Below are 21,242 nucleotides of genomic sequence, written 5' to 3' on the forward strand. Positions count from 1 at the left end.
GTCGCGCTCAGAGTTCGTCAGCGGCTGCCATCTTCCGAATCTCTGCGGCCCGCTCGCGTATCTCCGTGAGTTCCTCGTCGCTTTTGTTGTCGACGTGGCTGTACATCAGCCCCATCCGGTGATTCGACCGGAGCGTGTCCTCGTTTCGGGCAAGGAAGTCCCAGTACAGCGCGTTGAACGGACAGGCCCCCTCACCGGTCGTCTTCGTCTTGTAATACGGACAGCCCGAGCAGTAGTCGCTCATCTTGTCCACGTAGTTCGCCGACGAGGCGTAGGGTTTGGTGGCGAACACGCCCGCGCCGTACAGCCCCATCTCGACGACGTTCGGCGTCGTCACCCAGTGGAAGGCGTCGACGTAGCCGGCGTGGAACCAGCGGTTTAGCTGGGCCGGCTCGACGCCGTAGATGAGCCCGAAGTTCGCGAGAATCATCAGCCGCTCGATGTGGTGTGAGTAGCCCCGCTTCCGGACGCCGTCGACCACGTCGGAGAGACAGGCCATGTCGGTGTTCCCGTCCCAGTAGAACTCGGGCAGGTCCGCACTCGCGCCGAGCTGGTTGGCCTCGGCCAGGTCCGGCATCTCCCGGCGGTACACATGCCGGAGGAACTCGCGCCATCCGAGCACCTGTCGGACGAACCCTTCAACGCTGTGCAGCGGCGCGTCGCCGTCCTCGTAGGCGGCGATAGCGCGTTCAATGACCTCGTCAGGGCCGAGGAGTCCCAGATTGAGCGACGTGGAGAGCAGACTGTGGCTCATCGCCCACTCGTCCTCCAGCATCGCGTCCTGGTACGGCCCGAACTCCGGTAGTCGGCTCGTAACGAAGTGGTCCAAGGCTCGGACGGCCTGCCGCCGAGTGACCGGCCAACGGAACGGGTCGGGGTCGGCCCAGTCACCGCCGTAGGGCTGCTCGTCGTAGCTGCCCTCGAACGTTTCCTCGACCCACTCGATGACATCCCGGGTCACGTCGTCCGGCTCGAACAGCGGTGGCTCCGCTGAGGTCCACTCATCGGGTGGCGTCTCCCGGTTCTGGTCGTCGTAGTTCCACTCGCCGCCGACGGGGTCGCCGTCGGCCATCAGATAGCCCGTTTCTCGGCGCATGAACCGGTAGAAGTCCTCGTGGCGGTAGCGTCCGTCCCCAACCCACCCGTCGAACTGTGAAGGGGGGCAGAGGAAGCGTTCGTCGGGGACGAACTCGACCGCTCCGCCAGCGTCGGCAACCAGTGATTCGAGCCGCGCCTGCGCGGACTCGGTCTGTGGTCGGTGAGTTACGAGCGTGTCGTCCGGATGGGCTTCGAAGTGTGCCGCCAGTCCGTCCTCGAAGGTCTCCGTCTGGCGGTACTGGACCGTCCGACCGGCGTCCCGGAGGTCGTCGCGAAAATGCCGCATTGCGCTGAACAGCAGAATCAGCTTGTGTGGGTGGTACGGCAGTTTGCGGGCGAACGACTGCGCCTCTATCAGGAGCACCGGCTCGTCGGGTCGGTTGTCGACGGGGCCGGACCGGCGGAGGAGGTGGTCGCCCCGAAGCCAGACGGTCATTTGTGTACGGACACTCCCATTGGCTGTACTGTGGGCCCGAGTCCGCATCAATCCCCGTCCGAACTGTGTTGGTATCGCCACACTGCAGGGCGGTACAAACCTCAATTATTGTTCCCGTCCAAACGACAGAAACGACTTCCTTATAAGTGAAGAGTCATAACTCTAGTTGCATGACAGACGACCTCGACAGGCGGACGTTCATCCGCGCGACGGCAGCCGTATCAGGCGCTGGACTCCTTGCTGGCTGTGGCGGGTCCGGCGGCGATGGTGGCAGCGGCGAAACGGAAGCCACCGAAGCAGAGGAGATGGCGACCACTGAAGCCGAGGAGATGGACACCGAGAGTAGCGGTGGGATGGAGACCGTCGAAGCATCGAGCGAAGTGGCGGACTACGTCGGCGAGTCGTCCAACTTCGACGGCAACACGGTCGTGATGACTGACCAAGACGAGGTCTCCGTTGCAGTCGGTGCCGAGGGGAACGGCGGCGCGTTCGCCTTCGATCCGCCCGCGATCAAAGTCTCGACCGGAACGACGGTCGTCTGGGAGTGGACCGGTGAAGGGGCCGGCCACAACGTCAAGTCCGAAGGCGACGGCCCGCTCGACTCGGGCTCGGCTGTCGCAGAGGAAGGGACCACCTACGAGTACACGTTCGAAGAAACCGGAACCTACCTCTACAACTGTGTCCCGCACAAGGCGCTCGGGATGGTCGGCGCAGTCGTCGTCGAATAACCCGATAGCTAGCGGCCAGTTTTTATCGTTTTACTAGCGCGGAGCGACTGGTGACGTACAGCGAGTACGCGATGACCGCGAAGCCGACCGCGGTGAGCGCGTTCTCGAAGATCAGTGCAGCGTTGGTACTCAGGCCGAACAGCTGGTCAGCGACACCGGCGGTGAGCGACCCGACAGTAATGGTCGCGAATCCAACGGCGAGATAGGTGAGTCCGGTCGCCCGTGTTTTCAGTGCCGCGCGGGTTGCGAAGTAGGTGATGAGCCCGCCAAGCAACACTGTCACAGTCTTGAATCCGATGACGATGAGAGGGATATCTCCGTTCATAGTTCCTCGCTGACGCGCGACCACAGGAGTGCAAGCCGTTCGCTCGGCCGCTCCTCGGCCGGCAGAACGTCGATCTCGAACGCGCCGTCGGCGTCGACGCCAACGAACACGCCGCCACAGTCCCGGACGTACGCCGTCGCGTGATGGCCGTCGGGGCGCACCTCCGTCTCCTCGGCGACCAGTTCGGCCTCGCTCAGCTGTTCGAGCTTCCGGTACGTGCTTGTCTGGGGCAGATCACAGACCGAGGCGACCTCCTTGGCTGGCAGCGGCTCGTCGAGCACCCTGAGTATGTCACGACAGTCAGGGTCGGCGAGGGCGTCGAACAGCGCCTGTATCTCGCTCGCGTCGTTGTGTGCCACGGAGGGGCCCTCTCAGGTGGACGGTCGGGGGTGGTTCTGCGGGCGGTTCGATTTCGATATGGCGGGGCAGCGACGTGAAACCTGTGGGATACTGCGACTCCGGAGTCCTGCGATACTCCGGTAGCAGCTCCCACCCAGTGTCGGGAATATAAAACACCCTCAGATAAAGGGCGACCGTTTGTTTCCAGAATCTGGAAAGGGCACACCCCCTTTTCTAACACCCAATAACAACAATTAGCTTGCTATGCAACGGCCCTCCACTCGCAGACAGTTTCTCGCAGGCACAGGATTGGCAGCCCTCGCCGTTACCGCCGGGTGCGTGTCCTCGGGGAGTAGCTCTGAGCCAGCGGCGGAAACCGGTACCGAGACCGCGACCGCTACCGAAACCGCTACAGCGACCGAAACTGCAACGCCTGAATCGACACCCGAGTCCCTCGACGACTGGCTCGATGACGCCAACGGCTACGACGGCGAGATTCGCAGATACGGACCACAGTCCCGACCGACAATTATGCTTGGCGAGGAGACAGACGGTGGACTGGCGTTCAGCCCACCGGCCATCGAAGTTCCGCCGATGACAATAGTCCGATGGGACTGGACAGGACACGGCGGCCAGCAGAACGTCGTCGCGCTCGACGGAACCTTCGACAGCGGCCGGACGAACGCCCAGTCCGGGACGATGTATCACTACTTCTTCGAGGAGCCTGGCGAGTACCGCTTCGTCTCCGAACCCCATCGCGACGATGGCATGAAAGGTGCGATTATTGTGAAAGAGCCACCGTCTTCAGGCAATGCAACTGTCGACGAGTGGCTCGCAGCCGCGAGTAACTTCGACGGCACCATTGCCGACCGCACCGACACTGACACTGCAACTGTTACGGCCGGTGCGGACGGCAACGGCGGTCAGTTTGCGTTCGACCCGCCTGCACTGAAGGTCTCGACTGAGACGACCGTCCGCTGGGACTGGACCGGCGACGGTGGCCCGCACAACATCGTCTCCAAAGGCGATGGCCCGCTCGATTCGGAACTCGTCGCCGACGAAGGGAGCACCTACGAGCATACGTTCGAGGAGACTGGAACGCATCTGTACTCCTGTAAACCCCACGAAGGAGTGGGGATGAGAGGCGCAGTCGTCGTCGAATAGCAATCATCGCGGACTAGCTTCGGAACTGCCGTGCTGGCCGCCTATGGGATCTTGACGCTGTGTTTGAGCGTGCCGATACCTTCGATTTCGACTTCGACCTCGTCGCCGTCGTCCATCGGTCCGACGCCTTCGGGCGTCCCCGTGGCGATGACGTCGCCGGGCTCTAAGGTCATATACGACGTTATCTCCGTGATCAGTTCCGGAACGGAGAAGATGAGATGCTCGCGGGAGGAGGACTGCTTCGTTTCGCCGTTCAGTCGGAGTTCGATGCTTGCGTCCTCGGGAACGTGCTCCGGTGTCGCGACGAGCGGGCCGATGGGACAGGCGTTGTCGAAGGCCTTGCCGCGGACCCAGTTCTGTTCCCGTCGCTGGTCGTCGCGGTTCGAGATATCGTTGACGCAGGTGTAGCCCGCGACGACGTCCATCGCGCCCGATTCGCTGACGTTCCGGCACTGCTCACCGATGACGACGCCGAGTTCGGCCTCGTAGTCGATGCGCTCTTTCCCCGAGGGCATCGTGAGGTGCTTGCCGTGGGACGCGACGGCGTTCGGAGCCTTCAGGAACAGCATCGGCCTGTCCGGGAGGTCCGAGTCCATCTCCTCGGCGTGGTCGGCGTAGTTGCGCCCGATACAGACGACTTTCGTCGGCTCGCAGGGCGGGAGAATATCTACCTCGTCGGGGTCGTAGGACTCGTCGCCAAAGGCGATGCGGCCGTACGGTCCGGCGGCGGCGGTGACGACGGGCTCGCCGTCCTCGACAGTCCAGCGGCCCCCCCGGACGTTCCCCGCGGTATCACGGAATCGAACGCGCTTCATGTCACCGTTCTCTCAGGGCCGACAGATAAGCGTTTAGGAGGGGAAACCGGACCACAGCGGGCTGTTCGACGGCTGTCTACCCGGCCATCGTCGCCTGCGGTGTCGCGGTGTGTGGGAGTGTGACCGAACGGCTTTTGAGACGGGACGGGCTACGCTGGGCCGATGAACGTCCTCGTCGTTGGCGCCGGCGCGATGGGCCAGTGGTTCGCGCGCACGGTCCGAACCCACGCCGACGCGTCCGTCGCCTTCACCGACCTCGACCAGTCGGCCGCCGAAGCCGCTGCCGACGCGGTCGGCGGGCGCGCTGTCGCCAGCGACGCGGCCGAGACTTTCGACGTCGTCTGTATCGCGGTGCCGATGCCCGTCGCCGAGACGGCCATCGACGAGTTCGCACCGCGTACCACGAATGCCATCGTCGACGTGACAGGGAGCATGGCAGGCCCAATCGCGGCAATGCGGGACGCCGTGCCCGATACCCAGCGATTGAGTCTCCACCCGCTGTTTGCCCCCGAGAACGCGCCCGGCAACGTCGCTGTCGTCAGCGACGCGTCGGGACCCGACGCTGTCGCCGTCGTTGACGCACTCGCCGCAGCCGGCAACAACTGCTTCGAGACGACGGCGGCGGAACACGACGAAGCAATGGAAACGGTACAGGCCAGCGCTCACGCGGCTGTGCTCGCGTTCGCGATGGCCGCCGCCGACGTGCCCGACCGGTTTCAGACGCCGATTTCGGCCGGCCTGTTCGACCTCGTCGAGCAGGTCACCGGCGGCGACCCGCGGGTGTACGCTGACATTCAGGCGGCCTTCGACGGCGCGGACGCGGTCGCCGACGCCGCCCGACAGATCGCCGACGCCGACGCGGACACCTTCGAACGGCTCTACGAGCAACTCTCATGAACCAGGACACACGCCAGCAGATACGCGAAAACGCCCAGTACCTCCGTAACGTCCGACCGCTGGACCCCGAGGAGCTACAGGAATACGTCGAGGGCCAGCCCCACCCCGCCGTCGTCAAGCAAGTACTCCGGGAGGAGGCGTTCGACCTGGGCATCGTCGAACAGGACGACGGGACCTTCGTTCCGGCACCCGAGGGACGGCTCTCGGTGGATTTCGACGGCGTCGAGCGGTTCCCCGACCGCTACGAACAGCAGGTCATCGACCTGTTGACAGAGTGGGGCGGGCTGGAGTGGCACAGCGGCGACAGCGGTGACGAACTCAGGGAGCGCATCCGCGATATCAAGGAGCGGTACCTCCAGGGCCAGCCCGTCGAGTACGACGAGGTGACCGCCCTTGGCTACGCCGTCTATCACTTGCCCGACTACTACGCTGTGGCCAAGTACGTCCTCGCGGACCTCGCCGCGGACGGCCTGCTCCCGTCGCAGCTCCGCGTGCTGGATGTCGGGGCCGGCGTCGGCGGGCCAGCGCTCGCCCTGCGTGACCTGCTCCCCGACGACGCCCTGCTGGACTACCACGCCGTCGAACCGAGCGCCGCCGCGGACGTGCTGGAGAGCCTACTAGAAGACAGCGGTCAGAACGTCCGCTGGGAGATTCACCGAGCGCTCGCCGAGGAGTTCGACCCGTCGTCACCGATTCTCGACGACAGCGGTGGGGCTGGTGGCGACGACAGCGGCAGCGGTGCCGATGGCGGCGACACTGACGCCGAGGGCTACGACCTCATTATCTTCGGCAACGTCCTCAGCGAACTCGACGACGCGGCGGCGACCCTCTACCGGTACGTCGAGGCGCTTGCCGACGACGGAACGTTGCTGGCGCTGGCCCCGGCCGACCGCAACACGGCGATACAGCTCCGACAGGTCGAGCGCGAGGTGGCCGACGGCGGCCCGGCGACGGTGTACGGGCCGACGGTACGGCTCTGGCCCCACCAGTCCCCCGACAGCGAATCGTGGTCGTTCGACCGCAAGCCCGACATCGAAGTGCCGACGATGCAACAGCGCCTCGACGACCCCGCGGGCGGGACGGGCGAGTTCGTCAATACGGACGTGCAGTTCGCCTACAGCGTCCTGCGGACCGACGGGGAGCGAGCGCACGACGTGACGCCGGACCGGGGCATCCACGCGCCGATGGCCGACGCCGAGAACTACGTCACCGACCGGGTGAACTTTCTGGGCGTGAAACTCAGTCACGACCTCGCCGAACGGGCGGAGGCCAATCCGCTGTATCTGCTGGGCGACGGGAGCCAGCAGGTCGACCACTTCGCCGTGCTGACCGAGTCGTCGATACTGAACGAAGACCTCCAGAAAGCCGACTACGGCGACCTGCTGTCCTTCGAGAACGCGCTGGCACTGTGGAACGACGACGAGGAGGCGTACAACGTCGTCGTCGACGGCGAGACGGTCGTCGACCGCGCCCGCTAGCGGTGGGCTTTTCTCGCAGACGGCCTGACGGAGCGTATGGACGAGCCGACGATTCTGCTGACCAACGACGACGGCATCGAGAGCGCCGGCCTCCGGGCGGTGTACGACGGCCTCTCGACAGTCGGCGACGTGACTGCGGTCGCCCCGGCGGAGGACCAGAGTGCGGTCGGTCGGGCTATTTCCCACGAAGTGACCGTCCACGAACACGAACTCGGTTACGCCGTCGAGGGAACGCCCTCGGACTGCGTCGTGGCGGGGCTCGAAGCGCTCGTCACCGACACCGACCTCGTGGTCGCGGGCTGTAACCGCGGGGCGAACCTCGGCGCGTACGTCCTCGGCCGCTCGGGGACCGTCAGCGCCGCCGTCGAGGCCACCTTCTTCGACGTGCCGGCGATGGCCGTCTCGATGTATATCCCGGTCCGCGAGGACGCTGCTTTCGCGGACATCGAGGCCAACGGCGACAGCTACGGCGAGGCCGCCAAGGCGACGACCTATCTCGCCGACCACGCCGTCGACGCCGGCGTGTTCGAGCAGTGTGACTACCTGAACATCAACGCTCCCGTTGCCGAGTGGGGCGACGCACAGATGACGGTCACGCGGCCCTCGCACGAGTACGAGATGGACGCCGTCCGCGAGGGCGACGCCGTGACGCTCCACGACCGCATCTGGGAGCACATGGCCGAGGGCGACATCCCCGACCCCGAGGGGACCGACCGCCGCGCCGTCGTCGACGGGAAGGTCAGTGTCTCGCCGCTGACCGCGCCACACACAACGGAGCACCACGAGTCGCTCGACGCGCTCGCCGAGACGTACGAACCGGGCGACGACGGCGAGGCGGCCGACTGACCGGAAATGCGGTTCCGTAACGCCATCCTCTTCGTCGCGCTCGCCGTCGCCTGGGGCAGCGCCTTCACTGCAATCAAAGCCGGGCTGGAGTACTTCCCGCCGGTCCTGTTTGCGGCGTTCCGGTACGACCTTGCCGGGCTGTTGATGCTCGGCTACGCGGTGTACGCCACCGACCAGTGGGTCCCGAAGGGTCGGACTGACTGGATCGTCGTGGGCATCGGCGGCTCACTGCTGATCGCCGCGTACCACATCTTCCTGTTCGTCGGCGAGCAAGGGACCACCAGTGCCGCCGCCGCTATCGTCGTCAGCCTCTCGCCGATTCTCACGACTGGGTTCGCCCGCGCGTTCCTCCCGGACGAACGGCTCACGGCGCTGGGTATCGTCGGCCTGCTCATCGGGTTCGTCGGTGTCGGTGTTCTCAGCAACCCCGACCCGGGGAACCTCCTCGACCCGCGAACCGTGTCGCTGTTCCTGGTGTTCCTCGCGACCACGTCGTTCGCCCTCGGGAGCGTGCTGACCCGGCGGTTCGACGACGATTTAGAGATCGAGACGATGGAGGCGTGGTCGATGCTCCTCGGTGCGGTGCTTATGCACGGCGTCAGCCTCGGGGCCTCCGAATCGATTTCCGACGTCCAGTGGACTGCTGAGGCCGTGCTGGCGCTGCTGTATCTGGTTGTCGTCGCCAGCGCCCTCGGCTTTCTCATCTACTTCGACCTGCTGGAGCGGCTCGGGCCCATCGAGATCAATCTCGTCTCCTACGCCGCGCCAGTCGTCGCCGCCGCCACTGGGCTGCTGTTCCTCGGTGAGACACCGACGGTCTACACGGGTGTCGGATTCGCCTGTATCCTTGTCGGGTTCGGGCTGTTGAAACGGGATGCGCTGCGAAACGAGGTCGCACGATTCAGCGGGACGCCGAACCGAGGCGATTGAGTCAGTCGCCGTGGTCTGGCGCCGCTGGCAGGTCCCGGAGGAACGCGACGATATCGTCCCCCGCAGCATCGAGTCCCCCGCCCTGTGCGACTGTCGGCCGTCCGCCGCCACCGCCACCGAACTCCGCCGTCACGCTGTCGACCACTTCGCCGGCATCGACGCCGCCGGTCGTCGCAACGCCCAGATACTGGCCGTCAGCGTCCACCAGCGCAGCTACATCGATGTCGTCACCGACGGCTTGCTCCGCTCGGTCGGCCAGTCCGTTCGCGTTGAGCCCCGTGACAGTGCCGACGAGCCACGTCCGCCCGTCCGCTTCGATAGCGTCGTCGCGCAGGTCAGTGAGACGAGAATCGACGAGGCGCTCTCGGAGAGTTGACACCGTCTCCCGAAGATCGTCACATTCTGACTGGAGGCTATCGACAGCAGCCGGGAGTTCCGAAACGTTCGTATCCAGCGACTTGGCGGCGGTCATCGCCCGCTCGTGTTCGGTCGCGCGCTGGCGGATCGCTCGCGGCCCGACAGCGAACTCGACGCGAGTCAGCCCCTCGCCGGGGTTGGACCGGCCGAGCACCGTCACCGGTCCGATCTCCCGCGTGTTCCCGACGTGTGTCCCACCACAGGCTGCCACGTCCCAGTCTTCGATGGTGACGACACGGACCGTCTCGCCCTCGATTCCCTCTTCGGTCTTCGTGTTGAACGCGATGTCGTCGCGGTCCAGTGCCTCTCCACGCGGGATTTCTTCCCAGGTCACGTCGTAGGACTCCCAGACTGCGCGGTTGGTCAGCCGTTCGAGTTCGGTGAGCGTCTCGTCGTCGATTTCCGTTGTGGTTTCGAAATCCACCCGCACCTTCCCGCTGATAGACGGCCCGAAGGCAGCGGCTTCGTCGTCGTCCGAGACTGTCGCGCTGATGTCGAAGCCGCCGTAGCCGAGATCCGACAGCAGCCGGCGACCAGCGCCGTAGAGGACGTGACTGGCCGTGTGGGCACGCATACAGTACGTCCGAAACGCCGCGTCGATCTGGCCCTCGACTGTCTCGCCCGGGTCGAACGCCGGCGGCTCGGCCAGTTCGTGGACGATATCGCCGTTTCGGTGCTGGACGTCGACGACTTCAACGCCACCGAGTGTTCCCCGGTCGGCCGGTTGGCCGCCGCCTTCGGCGTAGAAGTACGTCTCCGTTAGCACGACAGCGGTCGTATCGATACGGTCGACAGTCGACGTGAACGTCGTCACAGTGGGCTCGGACGCGGCTATTCCCGTCATCGGGCGTGGCTACGCCGGCGTGAACAAAAACATCTGGGCGTGCCCCGGACGAGCGTCCGGGACTGCGCGGCCGACAGGAGCGCAGTCCTCGTGCGTGCCAAGTCGGTGTGGCGATTTCGAGGACGACTCACCCTGAACCCACCTGCTATCGAAGGCGTAATCCACTGTTTGACACTGTATCGGGAATGGATACAGGGTCACTAATTAAATACTGGCAGCGACGCTTCCCACTCATGCTTGGGAGTGGGGGCCAATCGATAGTGCTCTGGCTGGTGGTGGTCTGGCTGTTCGCGGTTGGGCTGTTCCTGACGCTTCTGTACGCGTCCGGCAGGCAGGACCGGCGTGAGCAGACCCGCGCGTAATTGGGGCGAACGGACAGGGCAGGCGGTGGAACAGCGGCGTCAGACGCCCGGCAGACGGGCCATCAGGATTGGCGTCACGTCCTGCGGTTTTCACTTTCACCGTGAATTACCCGATTATATAGGGCCTGGCTCCCTGTCTGGCAATATGATCGAGCGATTACGCCGGGTCGTGGGGACTCGACAGCGGTCACATCTGGAGTGTCGACGCTGTGGAACCACCATCGAAACGGATAGCTCGACCTGCCCGGCCTGTGGCTCCGGCAACATCGCGCAGTACGAGCTCTGACCGCGGTCTCGACCGGTCGTTCTGCTGGTTTCCGTTTTCCAAACGCCGCCAGAAAGGTCTGAAACCGTTCGCTCAGCGACGCAAGAACGGGACAGTAGAAGCACTTACTGCTCGACAGATTCCCACACGTCAGACGAAATCTTCGCCGCAGAGTTGTCCGGATGTGTCATAGTGAGTTGGTCTCCAGATTCGACCGCGATGAGGTCAACAGTGTTGGTTTCCGTGTGATTTCGGGTCGGATAGGTAAACGGTCGTGACCGCGTCGGAAGGTCGCTAATCGACGGACACTCCGGCGGCGTAACGACGTCGTCAGCGAACCCATCGGTGTGAATCTTCGACTGTGGTTTGTCTCGACCACGCGTATCAAGCCACTCAAAACACCTCTCCCCAAGCGAAATGGTCTCAATGGCTGAGCGCACGCGGTACCTGACCCGGTCCAAAAGCGAGGGTGGCGGCACGTCGCCGTCGTCCGTCCTGGCCCGGGCACCCCGTGGCTCATCCATGGGTGTGAGACTCATAGACATAGCTAGGGAAGCACGGTACAAAACCGTTGTGTCGATCCGGTTTAGAGTTCGATTCGCTCGACGATCTGGTTGCCGTCTTCCCGGGTGTTGAGCGCGACGATACGGACGTGTTTCTCCAGGCCAGAGTCCCTGAGCTTGGCTTTCAGAAGATTGTCGACCTGATAGACGCCGGCCGCGTTGTTCATCGCAATTTCGACGAGGACGGGATAATCGTCGCCTGGGCTCAGCGTCACCGTCTCGATAGCCTGGCTGGAGACGGTATCGATACCGCGGCCGCCGCGTTTGTAGGGGATACGTGAACGGCCACGCTCCATGTCCAGCGCGTCGGCGACGCGAACGACGCCGGCTTCCAGCGTCAGCGGGTTTTCCTCGGTGTGATGGCAGAGTATAGCATGGAGAACCTCACCCTTTACCTGAACCGCCTGACGGATGCCGTAGAACTCCGGGAGGATGTCATCGAGGATGTCGGCCGCCAGCGGGATCGAATAATACGGGTGTGAATCGCGGTGGACGACGTGCCCGATGTCGTGGAGCGTCGTCGCAAGTGCGATGATGACAGCCTCGTCAGCCTCGTCCAGGCCGTGGTCGGCCGCACCGTTGAACTCGACGCCGCCCTGCTTGAGGAGGTCATACAGGCACAGCGCTCGGTTCCGAACGATACCGATGTGTTTCGCGCCGTGGTCGTTGTACTGTTTGCGCGCGACGGGGTTGATGTTCTGGGCTTCGAGATACGCCTGGATCTCCTCGTCAGTCGTGATGGTGTCGAGAACTGCGTTCAGTCGCCCGTCCGGGAACGCGTGGTCTGCCTCGGGGTCGTAAATACGGCCGCCGGTGTCGTCGTTGTCAACGCTCATACCACATCCCAGACGACCCACAGCGAAAAATCCCCCACCGGCGCGATCAGGTGGCGGCGTCGATGACTTCGTCGTAGTCCGGTTCGACGCCAGGGTCGTCGCTGACCCAGGCGTACGTGACTTCCTGGTCTTCGTCGATAACGAAGACGGCCCGCTTGGCGACGTTCGGAACGCCCAGCGCCTCGAAGTCCATCGAAATGTCGTAGGCGTCGACGATTTCGCGCCCGGAGTCGCTGACGAGGTCGAACTCGAGTCCCAGTTCGTCACGGAACGCGTTCTGTGAGAACGGCGTATCGATGCTGACACCGTACAGCGTCGCCCCCGCCTCGGTGAGTTCGTCGAGTCGGTCCTGGAACGAGTTCATCTCGTGACTGCAAACGCTGGTGAACGCGCCCGGGAAGAACGCGAGCACGACAGGCCCGTCGTCGAGCGCCTCGGACAGCGTTATCTCGTCAACGTCGCCGTTTGCGATCGGTGCCGTGAAATCGGGTGCAGCGTCTCCGACTGAGACCATACTGGCGACCTGGGTCGTGGCAGATAAAACCCTTTCCGACGCGGACGAGTCCCGAATCAGAACTGCGCGAACTTCGCCGTGACCTCGTCGATCCACTCCGGCAGTTCGCGGTCCGCGAGTGTCCCGTCCGCGTCGCGGGTCGTGACGATGTCTGCGATTTCGCCCTCGCGCGTGATATCGAGTCGCCACACCCCGTCAGCCTCGATATCGACCCGAACGACGTCCTCTCCGACCGGTTTGATCGGTCGAATTGTTACCTCTTCCCCGCTCCTGACTTCCATCGTGTGACTATCGGCCGGCATCTGGTCTCTCTGAGCGCCCGACGGTAGTTATATCCCCGGGCGGAGAGTGCACCTGCCCGGCGCTGTGGCTGGTGATACTGTCAGCTGTAACTATTTCAAGATATTCCTCACCCCGGGCGAAATTCTTCACAGACTTACAGCCGACAGTATGAGCAGTGGCTTAACCAGAATATAATAAATTGACAGGACCGTGTAGCCGGTACTGCGGGTGCGAACCCGCACGCAGGCAAACCCGACGCCGGACATGGCCACGGAAATCGTGTCACCTGAACAGCCCCAGCTATCGACTCAGTCCCGTGGACATGCTGCGGTGTATCTGTCGACGTGCCAACCCAAGCCAGTGACACCGGGAAGTCAGAGACCGAATACCTCGTGTTGCCGCTTCCGAGCCACACCCATTGCCCCACTCCTCCTGTGTCAGGCCTCACCGTCGGTTCCCGGCGAGGCCGTTTCGACAGACCAAGCGGCCACAGCTCGGTTATGACTACCGGTCTGTCTGCTGCCCACGCCAGACAGTACTGGAGAGTCGGTCTCGACGGCAGTGACTCGCCTGCCAGGCCGTCCTGAGCAAAAAGGTTATAATAGCAACCACGTAACCTTCGGATACAATGTTAGGGACATCCGGAGTACTGTTCCCGGGGATGCCCGGGACGACGGAGATGATGGTCATCCTCCTCATCGCCGTCCTGCTGTTCGGCGCGAACAAGATTCCGAAACTAGCGCGGTCGACCGGCGAAGCCATGGGCGAGTTCCAGAAAGGGCGCGAAGAAGTCGAGCAGGAACTCGAAGAGATGCGTGACGGCGGCGCTGCAGAGGGGACCGACGCGTCTACCGTGGACTCGGCCGAGTCGACCGAGACGGCGACGGAAACCGAGACGTAATCTCGACCACTTCTCCGTTTTCAGCGGTCTGTAGTGATAACGAAAGGATTTTTCACCGCTCAATCGACCACCCGATAGGGCGTGTGGCCTAGTGGACCAGGGCGAGGGGTTCCTAACCCCTAGAACGCGGGTTCGAATCCCGCCACGCCCGTTTTCCGGCGAGCGACAGCGAGCCGTGAAAACGGCCCGGAGATTCGAACCCTACGAGACGAGCGGAGCGAGTCTCGGTCCGGTTCGAATCCCGCCACGCCCGCTCGTGGTTTCTCGCGTCCGCTCGAAACACACTCGCGGCCGTGGCGACCCTCGCGAAACCTTCGGTTTCGCTCAGTCCCGCCACGCCCGTGCAGGGAACCGACGAGCGAAGCAAGTCTGTGACTGAACCGGCATGGCGGGATTCTAATCAGGGAGGTCGCGCGCAGTGGAGCGAGCACGTCCGACCGTGGTTCGAATCCCGCGAGACCCGCTGCAGCGACCGAACTGAATCACACCATCCACAGCGCCTGAGATGCCAACGTATAAGTTTAGGCTTACCTAACTCCTGCTGAAATGGACCGGGAGCCGTCCGAGCGGGCGGATGTCTGTGTCGTCGGGGCCGGGCCGGCAGGGGCACTCGTCGCGAGCCAACTCGCCAGCGACGGTCGCGACGTGGTCGTGCTGGAGGCCGGGCCGCGGTTCGACAGGTCGAAGCGCGAGCAGCAGATGGAACAGGCGATCCGGCCCGGCGACCACGGCTCTGTCTGGGAGATGGGCGGGGACCGCGACGCATTCAGTGCGAGCGGCGAGCGGTACTACCCGCTGAATATCTCGCGAGTGAAAGGGGTCGGCGGGTCGACGCTGCACTGGCAGGGGATGGTGATGCGGTTGCACCCGTCGGATTTCGACGGGAGCCACGACACCGACGACCCGGCGTGGCCGATCAGCTACGACGACCTGCGGCCGTACTACGCCGACGCCGAGCGAGCGATGGGGGTCGCCGGCGACGCGGACAACCCCTTCGCACCACCGCGAGACGGCGAGTACCCGATGCATGGCTTCCCCCCGTCGTACAGCGACTCACTGTTCGCCGAGGCCTGCGAACGGTTGGGCATCACGATGCACTCCGTGCCCAACGCTCGGAACTCCGAGCCGTACGACGGCCGGGGGCCATGCGTCGGCTACGGGACCTGCCAGCCGGTCTGTCCCTCCGGCGCGAAATACGACGCCAGCGTCCACATCGAGGACGCCGAAACCGAGGGGGCACGCGTCATCGACCGCGCGCCGGTCCAGCGCCTCGTGACCGACGCCGACGGGCGCGTCGAGGCGGCCGTCTACGCGACGCCGGACGGGACCGAACATCGCCAGACGGCCCGCGAGTTCGTCATCGCGGCGGGCGGCGTCGAGACGCCGCGGCTCCTCTTGCTGTCGACGAGCGAAGACCACCCCGAGGGGCTGGCGAACAGTTCGGGACTGGTCGGCCACTACTTCATGGACCACCTGTTTGCCGGCGCTGGCGGCACCCTCGACCGAGAAACGCGCCAGAACCACGTCGGCTTTCTCACGAGCGAGTGCCACCAGTTCTACGACGACCCCGGGCAGGCAGTCGAGCGCGTCGCGGACGGCGAGACGGTGATCGGGGCCACCGACGAAGCGCTGTCACCCCTCAAACTGGAGTTTCTGAACTACGCCGGCCCGTCGCCGGTCGAACTCGCGCTCTCCGGCGAGGAGTGGGGCGACACGCTGCTGTCGAGCCTCCGCGAGAGCTACGGCAACAGCATCGCGATGGGCGGGCTGGTCGGCCAGCCGCCGCGGAAGGAAAACCGGGTGACGCTGGACACGTCGACGACAGACGATCTCGGCAATCCAGTTCCGGACATCCAGTGGTCGTGGGGTGAGCGACTGGAACGGTCGCTCAGTCGTGCGAACGAGATTCAACACGCCGTGCTGTCGGAGCTGGGCGTCGACATCTCATGGACGGTCGGGCCGGCGGACACCGGGCCGGCGTACCACCACATGGGCACGACGCGGATGGGAACTGACTCCAAAAAGAGCGTAGTCAACCCACAGTTGCAGACCCACGACGTGGCGAACCTCTCGATCGCGTCCTCGTCGGTGTTCGTCACCGCCGGGTCGATGAACCCGACGCTGACTATCGCTGCGCTCGCGCTGAAGTGTGCGGACCACGTCGCAGAGCGGCTTTAGTCGGCAAGTTCGGAGAACATCGCCTTGCCCCGGCGAGTGACCGCCCCGAAACCGGGTGCACCGTGAGCGAGCCACACGGAAATGGCGAGGCCGAACAGCCCGAACTGGAACAGGACGTACGGCTCGATGGAGAGCGAGGCGAACTGCTCGACGAAGGAGGTGTCATTGGCGTACGGCGGCGGTGGCTGAAGCGGCCAGACGAGAAAGCGAAGCCACTGGAACTGTGTCAGATCACCGCTGAGCAGTCCCGCCACCGCTGTCGGACTCATGTCGGTCAAGGTGTGTGCGAACGCACCGATGGTGAATGCCTTTGAGAGGTCCGTTCTGCGATATCTGACGGCGAGTCGGTGCAGGACCACGGCGAGGATGAGGAGAGTGAACACCGAGTGAGCGAGCGACCGCCCGGACGGCAGGACGCCGAACGTCCAGGCGAGGGGCTTGTCGATCAGGTCCGGGAACTGCGACCCCACCGCCAGCGCGGTCAGCGTCGCCGCCGTCTGGCGACGGGTCGGGTCAAGGCGAGTGTAGACGACGTAGACGAGGTAGGCGACGGCGAGATGTCCCCACGGCCACATTGGGTTTCGGTATGCCGGATGGTGATTTGTATCTGCTGATACAGGTCTGTCTGCATAGCGATCGGCAACCGATATGCCGGCCGTTCAGTACAGGCCGAGAATCGCGCCGGCGTCGAGCAGGAGTAGAATCGACACAACGGACGCTCCAAGCAGGAACGGGCGTGCGTTCCGGGCCGGTTCGCGCACCTTCTGCTGATTGAAGCCGTCGCTGAGCTTCGAGGCCCCGACTTCGACGAGGCCGGCCAGGATGAACCACAGGACGATCATCGTGATGACGAGGTGGCCGCGCCCGGTCCCCGTCAGCGACTCGGCGGTGTAGCGGGTCGCTGCCAGATGCCCGCCCGTCAGAAACAGGAGCAGCGCGCTCGCCCGTGACACCGTCTTGAGCTTCCCGGTAATCGCCAACAGCGGTCCCGGCGAGGAGTCGCCGTTCAGCGCCGTCGGGAGAACGGCGTAGGTCATGAACAACACGGTTCCAGCCCACAGCGCGGCGAATATCAGGTGCACCCCGAAGACAGCCGCGTTTACGACACTCATATACGGCGGTTGGACGCGACCCCCTTCAACGTCGTGGGTTCGGTATGGTTACTCCGAGGAATCGAAGGCATCGAGGGCGTCCGCGTCACCGGACATATCGAGTTCTTTGACCGCGTCTGTGTCAGCCGAGATGTGCGTCTCGCGGTCCGTGTCGTAGTCCAACTGATCGATGAGGTGGACGAACGAGCCGGGGTCGGGGATGAGGAAGATGCGGAGCGAGAACGCGACGTCGCTCTCCTTGATGTCGACGAGCGAGTCGAGCACGATTGTCAGCGAGTCCCGGCGGACGTGCGAGAGGGCCTTGTCTGCGATTTCGGCCGCGTCGTCCTGTACGACCGTCGGCGTCCCCATGTTGATAGTCGCGTTCAGCGTGTTTGCGATGCCGTCGATGAAGCCCGAGGTGAGGATGTTGCACATCTCCTGCAGCGCGGACTCGTGGAGCTGTGTGAACCCGTCGTCGACGCTAGAGCCGGTCATCAGCTCCGCGATTTCGGCGGCCGTCTCGGTCTCGAAGGTCATCAAGAAGACGCCGTAGGGCGGCTCTGTCAGCCGGACGCGAGCGCTGTAAATATTCCCGCCGCCCATTTCGGTGGCGATATCCTCCGGCTGGACGAACGAGAGGCTCTTGATCTCGACGGCGGCGTCGACGCCGGCCAGCGTCGCCAGCGAATCGGCAACCTGCTCGGCCCCGTCCTGAATGAGTCTGGTAATGAGCGTGAGTTTCCGAATATCGATGAGAAGCGGCATTGCACGCTATCAGGGCCTATGGTGTGTTACCGTTTTCGGTGGGGGCGGCGTCCCGAGACTGAACGGCGATCCACCGTAACGCTCATTACCACTGACTGACAGGGCTTCGGTGGGGAGCGTGCTATTCCGTGCCTTACCCGTCCTCGACGGGTTTCACACGGGTGGCCGCCAGCGTATTTCTACGGGTCTGGCTGGGGAGCCACGGCCACGCCCGATGTGAGCACGCTTAAGCCGCCCCGTCCGTTTTGCACAGCCATGGAACCACGGGACCTCTCCGCTCACACTGTCTATCGGGCAGGTCGCGGCATCGAGGAGGTCGCCCGGGAACTCGGTCTCGACCCGGACGACATGGTGAAGCTGGCGTCGAACGAGAACATGTACGGGCCGAGCCCGGACGCCGTCGAAGCGATTCGCGGGGCGGCCGAGCGGATGCACTCCTATCCGAAGGCCTCCCACGCCGACCTCGTCGACGAACTGGCGGCCATGTGGGACGTGACGCCCGAACAGGTGTGGCTGAGCAACGGCGGCGACGGTGCGCTCGACTGCCTCGCCCGGGCGATGCTCGACCCCGGGCAGGACGTCCTCGTCCCGTCGCCGGGCTTTGCGTACTACGCGATGAGCGCCCGGTATCACCACGGCGAGGTCAACGAGTACACGCTCTCGAAGGCAGACGACTTCGCCCAGACTGCCGACACCGTCCTGAAAGACTACGACGGCGAGCGCATCGTCTATCTCACCAGTCCGCACAACCCGACCGGCGCGGAGTTTTCGACCGACGCGGTCCGGACGATTGCCGAGGAGACCGACGAACAGACCCTCGTCGTCGTCGACGAAGCCTACGGGGAGTTCTCCGAGCGACCGAGTAAGCGGCCGTTGCTGGACGACCGCGACGACGTTGCGCTCTTGCGAACGTTCTCGAAGGCCTACGGGCTCGCGGGCGTTCGACTCGGCTACGCAGTGGTCCCCGAGGACTGGGCCGACGCCTACGCCCGCATCAACACGCCTTTTTCGGCGAGCGAGCTCGCCTGCCGGGCCGGGCTGGCGGCGCTTGATGACGACGAGCACGTCGAACGCTCCGTCGAAACTGCTTCGTGGGCTCGGGAGTACCTCTCCGCGGAACTCGACGCGCCGACCTGGGACAGCGCGGGGAACTTCGTCCTCGCGGAGGTCGGCGACGCGTCGGCCGTCGCGGACGCCGCCCAGGAGCGGGGCGTCATCATCCGCGACTGTTCCTCGTTCGGGCTACCTGAATGCATCCGTATCACCTGTGGAACGCGCGAGGACACAGAGCGCGCCGTCTCGGTCTTGAACGAGGTCATCGAGGTGATCGAGGCGTGAGAGTCGCCGTCACCGGGACGCCGGGCACGGGCAAGACCACGGCGACAGAGCACCTCGATATCGACCTCGACGTACTCCACCTCAACGACGTCATCAAAGACGAGGGGTTCTCGACAGGTATCGACGAGGACCGCGGGAGCCTCGTTGCGGACCTGGACAAATTGTCCGAGTGGCTCGACGGCCACGAGGACGTGCTGTTCGAATCCCACCTCGCGCATCACTTCGAGGCGGACCGCGTGATTGTGCTGCGAGCCCACCCTGAGACCATCGTCGAGCGGCTCCGGGAGCGCGGCGACGACGATTCGAAGGCCTACGAGAACGCGGAGTCCGAAGCCCTCGATGTCATCCTCGGGGAAGCCGTCGAGGAGCACGGCATGGAATCGGTGTACGAAATCGAGACGACGGACCGGGACCCCGACGCGGTGGCAAGCGAAATCCAGGCGGTCGTAGACGGAAAGCGCGAACCAAGCGCGGGCACCGTCTCCTACATCGACTGGCTATGACGCTCGACAAGTTCCGCCCGCTGGCCGACCGCGCGCTCGGGCCGTTCGTCAGCGCCGCCAAAGGAGTCGGCCTCTCCCCGAACGGCGTCAGCGTCATCGCGTTCCTGCTGGCCCTCGGAGCGGGCGGGGTGTACGCCGTCGCGGCGCGGGAACCCCTGCTGTATCTCGGCGGGGCCGTCCTCGTTTTCTTGAACGGCTGGCTCGACCTCGTTGACGGCGCGCTCGCGCGTGAGCTGAACGTCGCGTCTTCGGGCGGCGATCTGCTGGACCACGTCCTCGACCGCTACGCCGACATCGGTATCATCGTCGGCCTCGCCGCCGGCGTGAGCCAGTGGGAACTGGGCATCGCCGCCGTCACCGGCGTTCTGATGACTTCCTATCTCGGGACCCAGGCGCAGGCGGTCGGCCTCGACCGCGTGTACGGCGGCCTGCTCGGTCGCGCCGACCGGCTTGCGCTCGTCGGCGTTGTCACGGGCATCGCAGCGTTCGTCCCGACCGCGCTGGCCGGCCTGACGCTGGTCGGTTGGCTGCTGGTCGTGTTCGCCGTCGTCGGCCACGTCACCGCCGCACAGCGGTTCTACCACGCGATGCGGGCGCTCGACTGAACATCGGTTCAGCAATTGACGGACCGGCATCCCGCTGAGAACGACCAGTGCACTATTTATACTGATCAGCGTGGCGAATCCCCCGACACACCATGAACGGGGATGAAGCCGAAACTCCATGTCACAAACCATTAAATAAACATGTCGACAATCAAGGATAGCGATGGAACACAGTTACCGCTACCGTGCCTATCCGACAGAAGGGGTAGCGGACGAACTGGAACATCAGGTAAATATTCATCGCCAACTATACAACCACGTCCGATGGGACTACACGAACAGCCCCGTGGATGCTAAGCCGAGTGAGTTCGACCAGAACAACAAACTCCCTGAGTGGAAGCAAAAATGGCCAGTGTTCGCGGAAACGTATTCGAAAGCCGCGCAAGCTACCGTTGCCCGCTTCCACCGCAACCTCTCGAACCTTCGTAAACAAAAAGAGAACGGGCACACCGTTGGTCGTCTCAAACGGCAAGCACCCACCGATTACCGGAGCGTGACGTACAACCAGTCTGGTTTCGACCTCGATGAAAAGAGGGGCCAAGACGGGTTTGCGTACGTTCGCTTCAGCAAAGTCGGATGGGTCAAAATACGGTACTCCCGTCCAATCCCTGCTGGTTCCTCAATAAAGGAACTCAGCTTTGCACGTTAGCTTCAGCAGTTGAGTGAACAAAGAGATGATCGATCTCTTCCATGAGGTCATCAACGCCTCGGTCATCGTT

24 protein-coding genes, 1 tRNA gene and 1 pseudogene are annotated in these 21,242 nt (G+C 64.2%); 14 read left to right on the forward strand and 12 right to left on the reverse strand.

All coding sequences use genetic code 11. The annotated features are described in order from the left end of the window. Positions 1 to 7: 7 nt before the first annotated feature. A complete protein-coding gene (locus C442_RS09395; protein ID WP_008309849.1) occupies positions 8 to 1,534 on the reverse strand; it encodes a cryptochrome/photolyase family protein in 1,527 nt (508 codons plus the stop codon). A 170-nt stretch (positions 1,535 to 1,704) separates the two neighbouring features. Between C442_RS09395 and C442_RS09400 the strand changes: the two genes are divergently transcribed. After that, positions 1,705 to 2,262: a halocyanin domain-containing protein gene (locus C442_RS09400; RefSeq protein ID WP_008309851.1), complete on the forward strand. Its 558-nt coding sequence runs from the start codon at positions 1,705 to 1,707 to the stop codon at positions 2,260 to 2,262. 22 nt (positions 2,263 to 2,284) lie between these two features. Here the strand turns inward: C442_RS09400 and C442_RS09405 are convergent, their stop codons facing one another. Then, positions 2,285 to 2,587 (reverse strand): DUF7521 family protein, encoded by a 303-nt coding sequence (locus tag C442_RS09405; RefSeq protein ID WP_008309853.1) that lies wholly within the window; start codon positions 2,585 to 2,587, stop codon positions 2,285 to 2,287. Continuing rightward, on the reverse strand, positions 2,584 to 2,946 hold the full coding sequence (locus C442_RS09410; protein WP_008309854.1) for a winged helix-turn-helix domain-containing protein: 363 nt from the start codon (positions 2,944 to 2,946) through the stop codon (positions 2,584 to 2,586). The genes C442_RS09405 and C442_RS09410 overlap by 4 nt, the downstream gene beginning before the upstream one ends. A 319-nt stretch (positions 2,947 to 3,265) precedes the next feature. Between C442_RS09410 and C442_RS09415 the strand changes: the two genes are divergently transcribed. Next, positions 3,266 to 4,090, forward strand: coding sequence for a halocyanin domain-containing protein (locus C442_RS09415; protein WP_049942920.1), 825 nt, complete (start codon positions 3,266 to 3,268; stop codon positions 4,088 to 4,090). Positions 4,091 to 4,131: 41 nt separating this feature from the next. On the opposite strand, the gene C442_RS09420 is transcribed toward C442_RS09415, so the two are convergent. Continuing rightward, complete coding sequence (locus tag C442_RS09420) at positions 4,132 to 4,905, reverse strand: fumarylacetoacetate hydrolase family protein (RefSeq protein WP_008309856.1); 774 nt, start codon at positions 4,903 to 4,905, stop codon at positions 4,132 to 4,134. Positions 4,906 to 5,067: 162 nt separating this feature from the next. Between C442_RS09420 and C442_RS09425 the strand changes: the two genes are divergently transcribed. Genes C442_RS09425 through C442_RS09440 form a run of 4 tightly spaced genes read left to right on the forward strand, consistent with a single transcriptional unit; the run spans position 5,068 to position 9,056 of the window. Beyond that, positions 5,068 to 5,802, forward strand: a complete 735-nt coding sequence (locus tag C442_RS09425) for a prephenate dehydrogenase/arogenate dehydrogenase family protein (RefSeq protein WP_008309858.1) — start codon at positions 5,068 to 5,070, stop codon at positions 5,800 to 5,802. Further along, positions 5,799 to 7,280 (forward strand): small ribosomal subunit Rsm22 family protein, encoded by a 1,482-nt coding sequence (locus C442_RS09430; RefSeq protein ID WP_008309860.1) that lies wholly within the window; start codon positions 5,799 to 5,801, stop codon positions 7,278 to 7,280. Before C442_RS09425 ends, C442_RS09430 begins: the two co-directional genes overlap by 4 nt. A gap of 36 nt (positions 7,281 to 7,316) precedes the next feature. After that, entirely contained in the window at positions 7,317 to 8,126 is an 810-nt protein-coding gene (gene surE, locus C442_RS09435) for a 5'/3'-nucleotidase SurE (protein ID WP_008309862.1), read from the forward strand. Between the two features lie 6 nt (positions 8,127 to 8,132). Beyond that, entirely contained in the window at positions 8,133 to 9,056 is a 924-nt protein-coding gene (locus tag C442_RS09440; RefSeq protein WP_008309863.1) for a DMT family transporter, read from the forward strand. Between the two features lies 1 nt (position 9,057). Here the strand turns inward: C442_RS09440 and C442_RS09445 are convergent, their stop codons facing one another. Then, complete coding sequence (locus C442_RS09445) at positions 9,058 to 10,317, reverse strand: alanyl-tRNA editing protein (RefSeq protein WP_008309864.1); 1,260 nt, start codon at positions 10,315 to 10,317, stop codon at positions 9,058 to 9,060. A gap of 233 nt (positions 10,318 to 10,550) precedes the next feature. Between C442_RS09445 and C442_RS22885 the strand changes: the two genes are divergently transcribed. Next, entirely contained in the window at positions 10,551 to 10,679 is a 129-nt protein-coding gene (locus C442_RS22885; RefSeq protein ID WP_275039407.1) for a hypothetical protein, read from the forward strand. Positions 10,680 to 11,069: 390 nt separating this feature from the next. Here C442_RS22885 and C442_RS09450 read toward each other — a convergent pair whose 3' ends face one another. The 4 genes from C442_RS09450 to C442_RS09465 form a co-directional block, all read right to left on the reverse strand. Further along, a complete protein-coding gene (locus tag C442_RS09450; protein WP_008309870.1) occupies positions 11,070 to 11,468 on the reverse strand; it encodes a hypothetical protein in 399 nt (132 codons plus the stop codon). 62 nt (positions 11,469 to 11,530) lie between these two features. Further along, positions 11,531 to 12,343 (reverse strand): HD domain-containing protein, encoded by an 813-nt coding sequence (locus tag C442_RS09455; RefSeq protein WP_008309871.1) that lies wholly within the window; start codon positions 12,341 to 12,343, stop codon positions 11,531 to 11,533. A 46-nt stretch (positions 12,344 to 12,389) separates the two neighbouring features. Next, complete coding sequence (locus C442_RS09460) at positions 12,390 to 12,857, reverse strand: peroxiredoxin (protein ID WP_008309872.1); 468 nt, start codon at positions 12,855 to 12,857, stop codon at positions 12,390 to 12,392. Positions 12,858 to 12,913: 56 nt separating this feature from the next. Continuing rightward, entirely contained in the window at positions 12,914 to 13,159 is a 246-nt protein-coding gene (locus C442_RS09465) for a hypothetical protein (protein WP_008309874.1), read from the reverse strand. Between the two features lie 641 nt (positions 13,160 to 13,800). Between C442_RS09465 and C442_RS09470 the strand changes: the two genes are divergently transcribed. From C442_RS09470 to C442_RS09480, 3 genes are all read left to right on the forward strand, one after another. After that, positions 13,801 to 14,040 (forward strand): twin-arginine translocase TatA/TatE family subunit, encoded by a 240-nt coding sequence (locus C442_RS09470; RefSeq protein ID WP_004962460.1) that lies wholly within the window; start codon positions 13,801 to 13,803, stop codon positions 14,038 to 14,040. Positions 14,041 to 14,117: 77 nt separating this feature from the next. Then, positions 14,118 to 14,191: transfer RNA gene (locus C442_RS09475), tRNA-Arg, on the forward strand. A 395-nt stretch (positions 14,192 to 14,586) separates the two neighbouring features. Continuing rightward, entirely contained in the window at positions 14,587 to 16,218 is a 1,632-nt protein-coding gene (locus C442_RS09480; protein WP_008309877.1) for a GMC family oxidoreductase, read from the forward strand. On the opposite strand, the gene C442_RS09485 is transcribed toward C442_RS09480, so the two are convergent. The 3 genes from C442_RS09485 to C442_RS09495 all read right to left on the reverse strand — a co-directional run bounded on the left by C442_RS09485 (position 16,215) and on the right by C442_RS09495 (position 18,077). Beyond that, complete coding sequence (locus tag C442_RS09485; RefSeq protein ID WP_008309879.1) at positions 16,215 to 16,793, reverse strand: metal-dependent hydrolase; 579 nt, start codon at positions 16,791 to 16,793, stop codon at positions 16,215 to 16,217. The two genes, C442_RS09480 and C442_RS09485, sit on opposite strands and share 4 nt — an antisense overlap. A gap of 84 nt (positions 16,794 to 16,877) precedes the next feature. Next, positions 16,878 to 17,330 (reverse strand): hypothetical protein, encoded by a 453-nt coding sequence (locus C442_RS09490; RefSeq protein WP_008309881.1) that lies wholly within the window; start codon positions 17,328 to 17,330, stop codon positions 16,878 to 16,880. A 48-nt stretch (positions 17,331 to 17,378) separates the two neighbouring features. Beyond that, the gene (locus tag C442_RS09495) at positions 17,379 to 18,077 is read right to left on the reverse strand and encodes a chemotaxis protein CheC (protein ID WP_008309883.1); all 699 of its coding nucleotides are present in this window, start codon (positions 18,075 to 18,077) and stop codon (positions 17,379 to 17,381) included. Between the two features lie 255 nt (positions 18,078 to 18,332). Between C442_RS09495 and hisC the strand changes: the two genes are divergently transcribed. The 4 genes and pseudogenes from hisC to C442_RS09515 form a co-directional block, all read left to right on the forward strand. Next, positions 18,333 to 19,415, forward strand: a complete 1,083-nt coding sequence (gene hisC, locus C442_RS09500; RefSeq protein ID WP_008309885.1) for a histidinol-phosphate transaminase — start codon at positions 18,333 to 18,335, stop codon at positions 19,413 to 19,415. After that, the gene (locus tag C442_RS09505) at positions 19,412 to 19,918 is read left to right on the forward strand and encodes an adenylate kinase family protein (RefSeq protein ID WP_008309887.1); all 507 of its coding nucleotides are present in this window, start codon (positions 19,412 to 19,414) and stop codon (positions 19,916 to 19,918) included. Before hisC ends, C442_RS09505 begins: the two co-directional genes overlap by 4 nt. Next, a complete protein-coding gene (locus C442_RS09510; protein ID WP_008309889.1) occupies positions 19,915 to 20,523 on the forward strand; it encodes a CDP-alcohol phosphatidyltransferase family protein in 609 nt (202 codons plus the stop codon). The genes C442_RS09505 and C442_RS09510 overlap by 4 nt, the downstream gene beginning before the upstream one ends. A 163-nt stretch (positions 20,524 to 20,686) precedes the next feature. Beyond that, positions 20,687 to 21,169, forward strand: a pseudogene (locus C442_RS09515) (RNA-guided endonuclease InsQ/TnpB family protein); the annotation flags it as partial. Positions 21,170 to 21,242 lie beyond the last annotated feature (73 nt).

The organism is Haloarcula amylolytica JCM 13557, from assembly GCF_000336615.1.
Classification (GTDB): Archaea; Halobacteriota; Halobacteria; order Halobacteriales; family Haloarculaceae; genus Haloarcula; species Haloarcula amylolytica.

What these genes read in the sequence shown, in the direction of transcription:
- C442_RS09465 (WP_008309874.1), bottom strand. Translation starts at nt 13,159, where the DNA reads ATGCCGGCCGATAGTCACACGATGGAAGTCAGGAGCGGGGAAGAGGTA.
- C442_RS09400 (WP_008309851.1), top strand. Translation starts at nt 1,705, where the DNA reads ATGACAGACGACCTCGACAGGCGGACGTTCATCCGCGCGACGGCAGCC.
- C442_RS09510 (WP_008309889.1), top strand. Translation starts at nt 19,915, where the DNA reads ATGACGCTCGACAAGTTCCGCCCGCTGGCCGACCGCGCGCTCGGGCCG.
- C442_RS09445 (WP_008309864.1), bottom strand. Translation starts at nt 10,317, where the DNA reads ATGACGGGAATAGCCGCGTCCGAGCCCACTGTGACGACGTTCACGTCG.
- C442_RS09430 (WP_008309860.1), top strand. Translation starts at nt 5,799, where the DNA reads ATGAACCAGGACACACGCCAGCAGATACGCGAAAACGCCCAGTACCTC.
- C442_RS09420 (WP_008309856.1), bottom strand. Translation starts at nt 4,905, where the DNA reads ATGAAGCGCGTTCGATTCCGTGATACCGCGGGGAACGTCCGGGGGGGC.
- C442_RS09405 (WP_008309853.1), bottom strand. Translation starts at nt 2,587, where the DNA reads ATGAACGGAGATATCCCTCTCATCGTCATCGGATTCAAGACTGTGACA.
- C442_RS09455 (WP_008309871.1), bottom strand. Translation starts at nt 12,343, where the DNA reads ATGAGCGTTGACAACGACGACACCGGCGGCCGTATTTACGACCCCGAG.
- C442_RS09485 (WP_008309879.1), bottom strand. Translation starts at nt 16,793, where the DNA reads ATGTGGCCGTGGGGACATCTCGCCGTCGCCTACCTCGTCTACGTCGTC.
- hisC (WP_008309885.1), top strand. Translation starts at nt 18,333, where the DNA reads ATGGAACCACGGGACCTCTCCGCTCACACTGTCTATCGGGCAGGTCGC.
- C442_RS09425 (WP_008309858.1), top strand. Translation starts at nt 5,068, where the DNA reads ATGAACGTCCTCGTCGTTGGCGCCGGCGCGATGGGCCAGTGGTTCGCG.
- C442_RS09460 (WP_008309872.1), bottom strand. Translation starts at nt 12,857, where the DNA reads ATGGTCTCAGTCGGAGACGCTGCACCCGATTTCACGGCACCGATCGCA.
- C442_RS09470 (WP_004962460.1), top strand. Translation starts at nt 13,801, where the DNA reads ATGCCCGGGACGACGGAGATGATGGTCATCCTCCTCATCGCCGTCCTG.
- surE (WP_008309862.1), top strand. Translation starts at nt 7,317, where the DNA reads ATGGACGAGCCGACGATTCTGCTGACCAACGACGACGGCATCGAGAGC.
- C442_RS09450 (WP_008309870.1), bottom strand. Translation starts at nt 11,468, where the DNA reads ATGGATGAGCCACGGGGTGCCCGGGCCAGGACGGACGACGGCGACGTG.
- C442_RS22885 (WP_275039407.1), top strand. Translation starts at nt 10,551, where the DNA reads ATGCTTGGGAGTGGGGGCCAATCGATAGTGCTCTGGCTGGTGGTGGTC.
- C442_RS09480 (WP_008309877.1), top strand. Translation starts at nt 14,587, where the DNA reads ATGGACCGGGAGCCGTCCGAGCGGGCGGATGTCTGTGTCGTCGGGGCC.
- C442_RS09490 (WP_008309881.1), bottom strand. Translation starts at nt 17,330, where the DNA reads ATGAGTGTCGTAAACGCGGCTGTCTTCGGGGTGCACCTGATATTCGCC.
- C442_RS09395 (WP_008309849.1), bottom strand. Translation starts at nt 1,534, where the DNA reads ATGACCGTCTGGCTTCGGGGCGACCACCTCCTCCGCCGGTCCGGCCCC.
- C442_RS09495 (WP_008309883.1), bottom strand. Translation starts at nt 18,077, where the DNA reads ATGCCGCTTCTCATCGATATTCGGAAACTCACGCTCATTACCAGACTC.
- C442_RS09440 (WP_008309863.1), top strand. Translation starts at nt 8,133, where the DNA reads ATGCGGTTCCGTAACGCCATCCTCTTCGTCGCGCTCGCCGTCGCCTGG.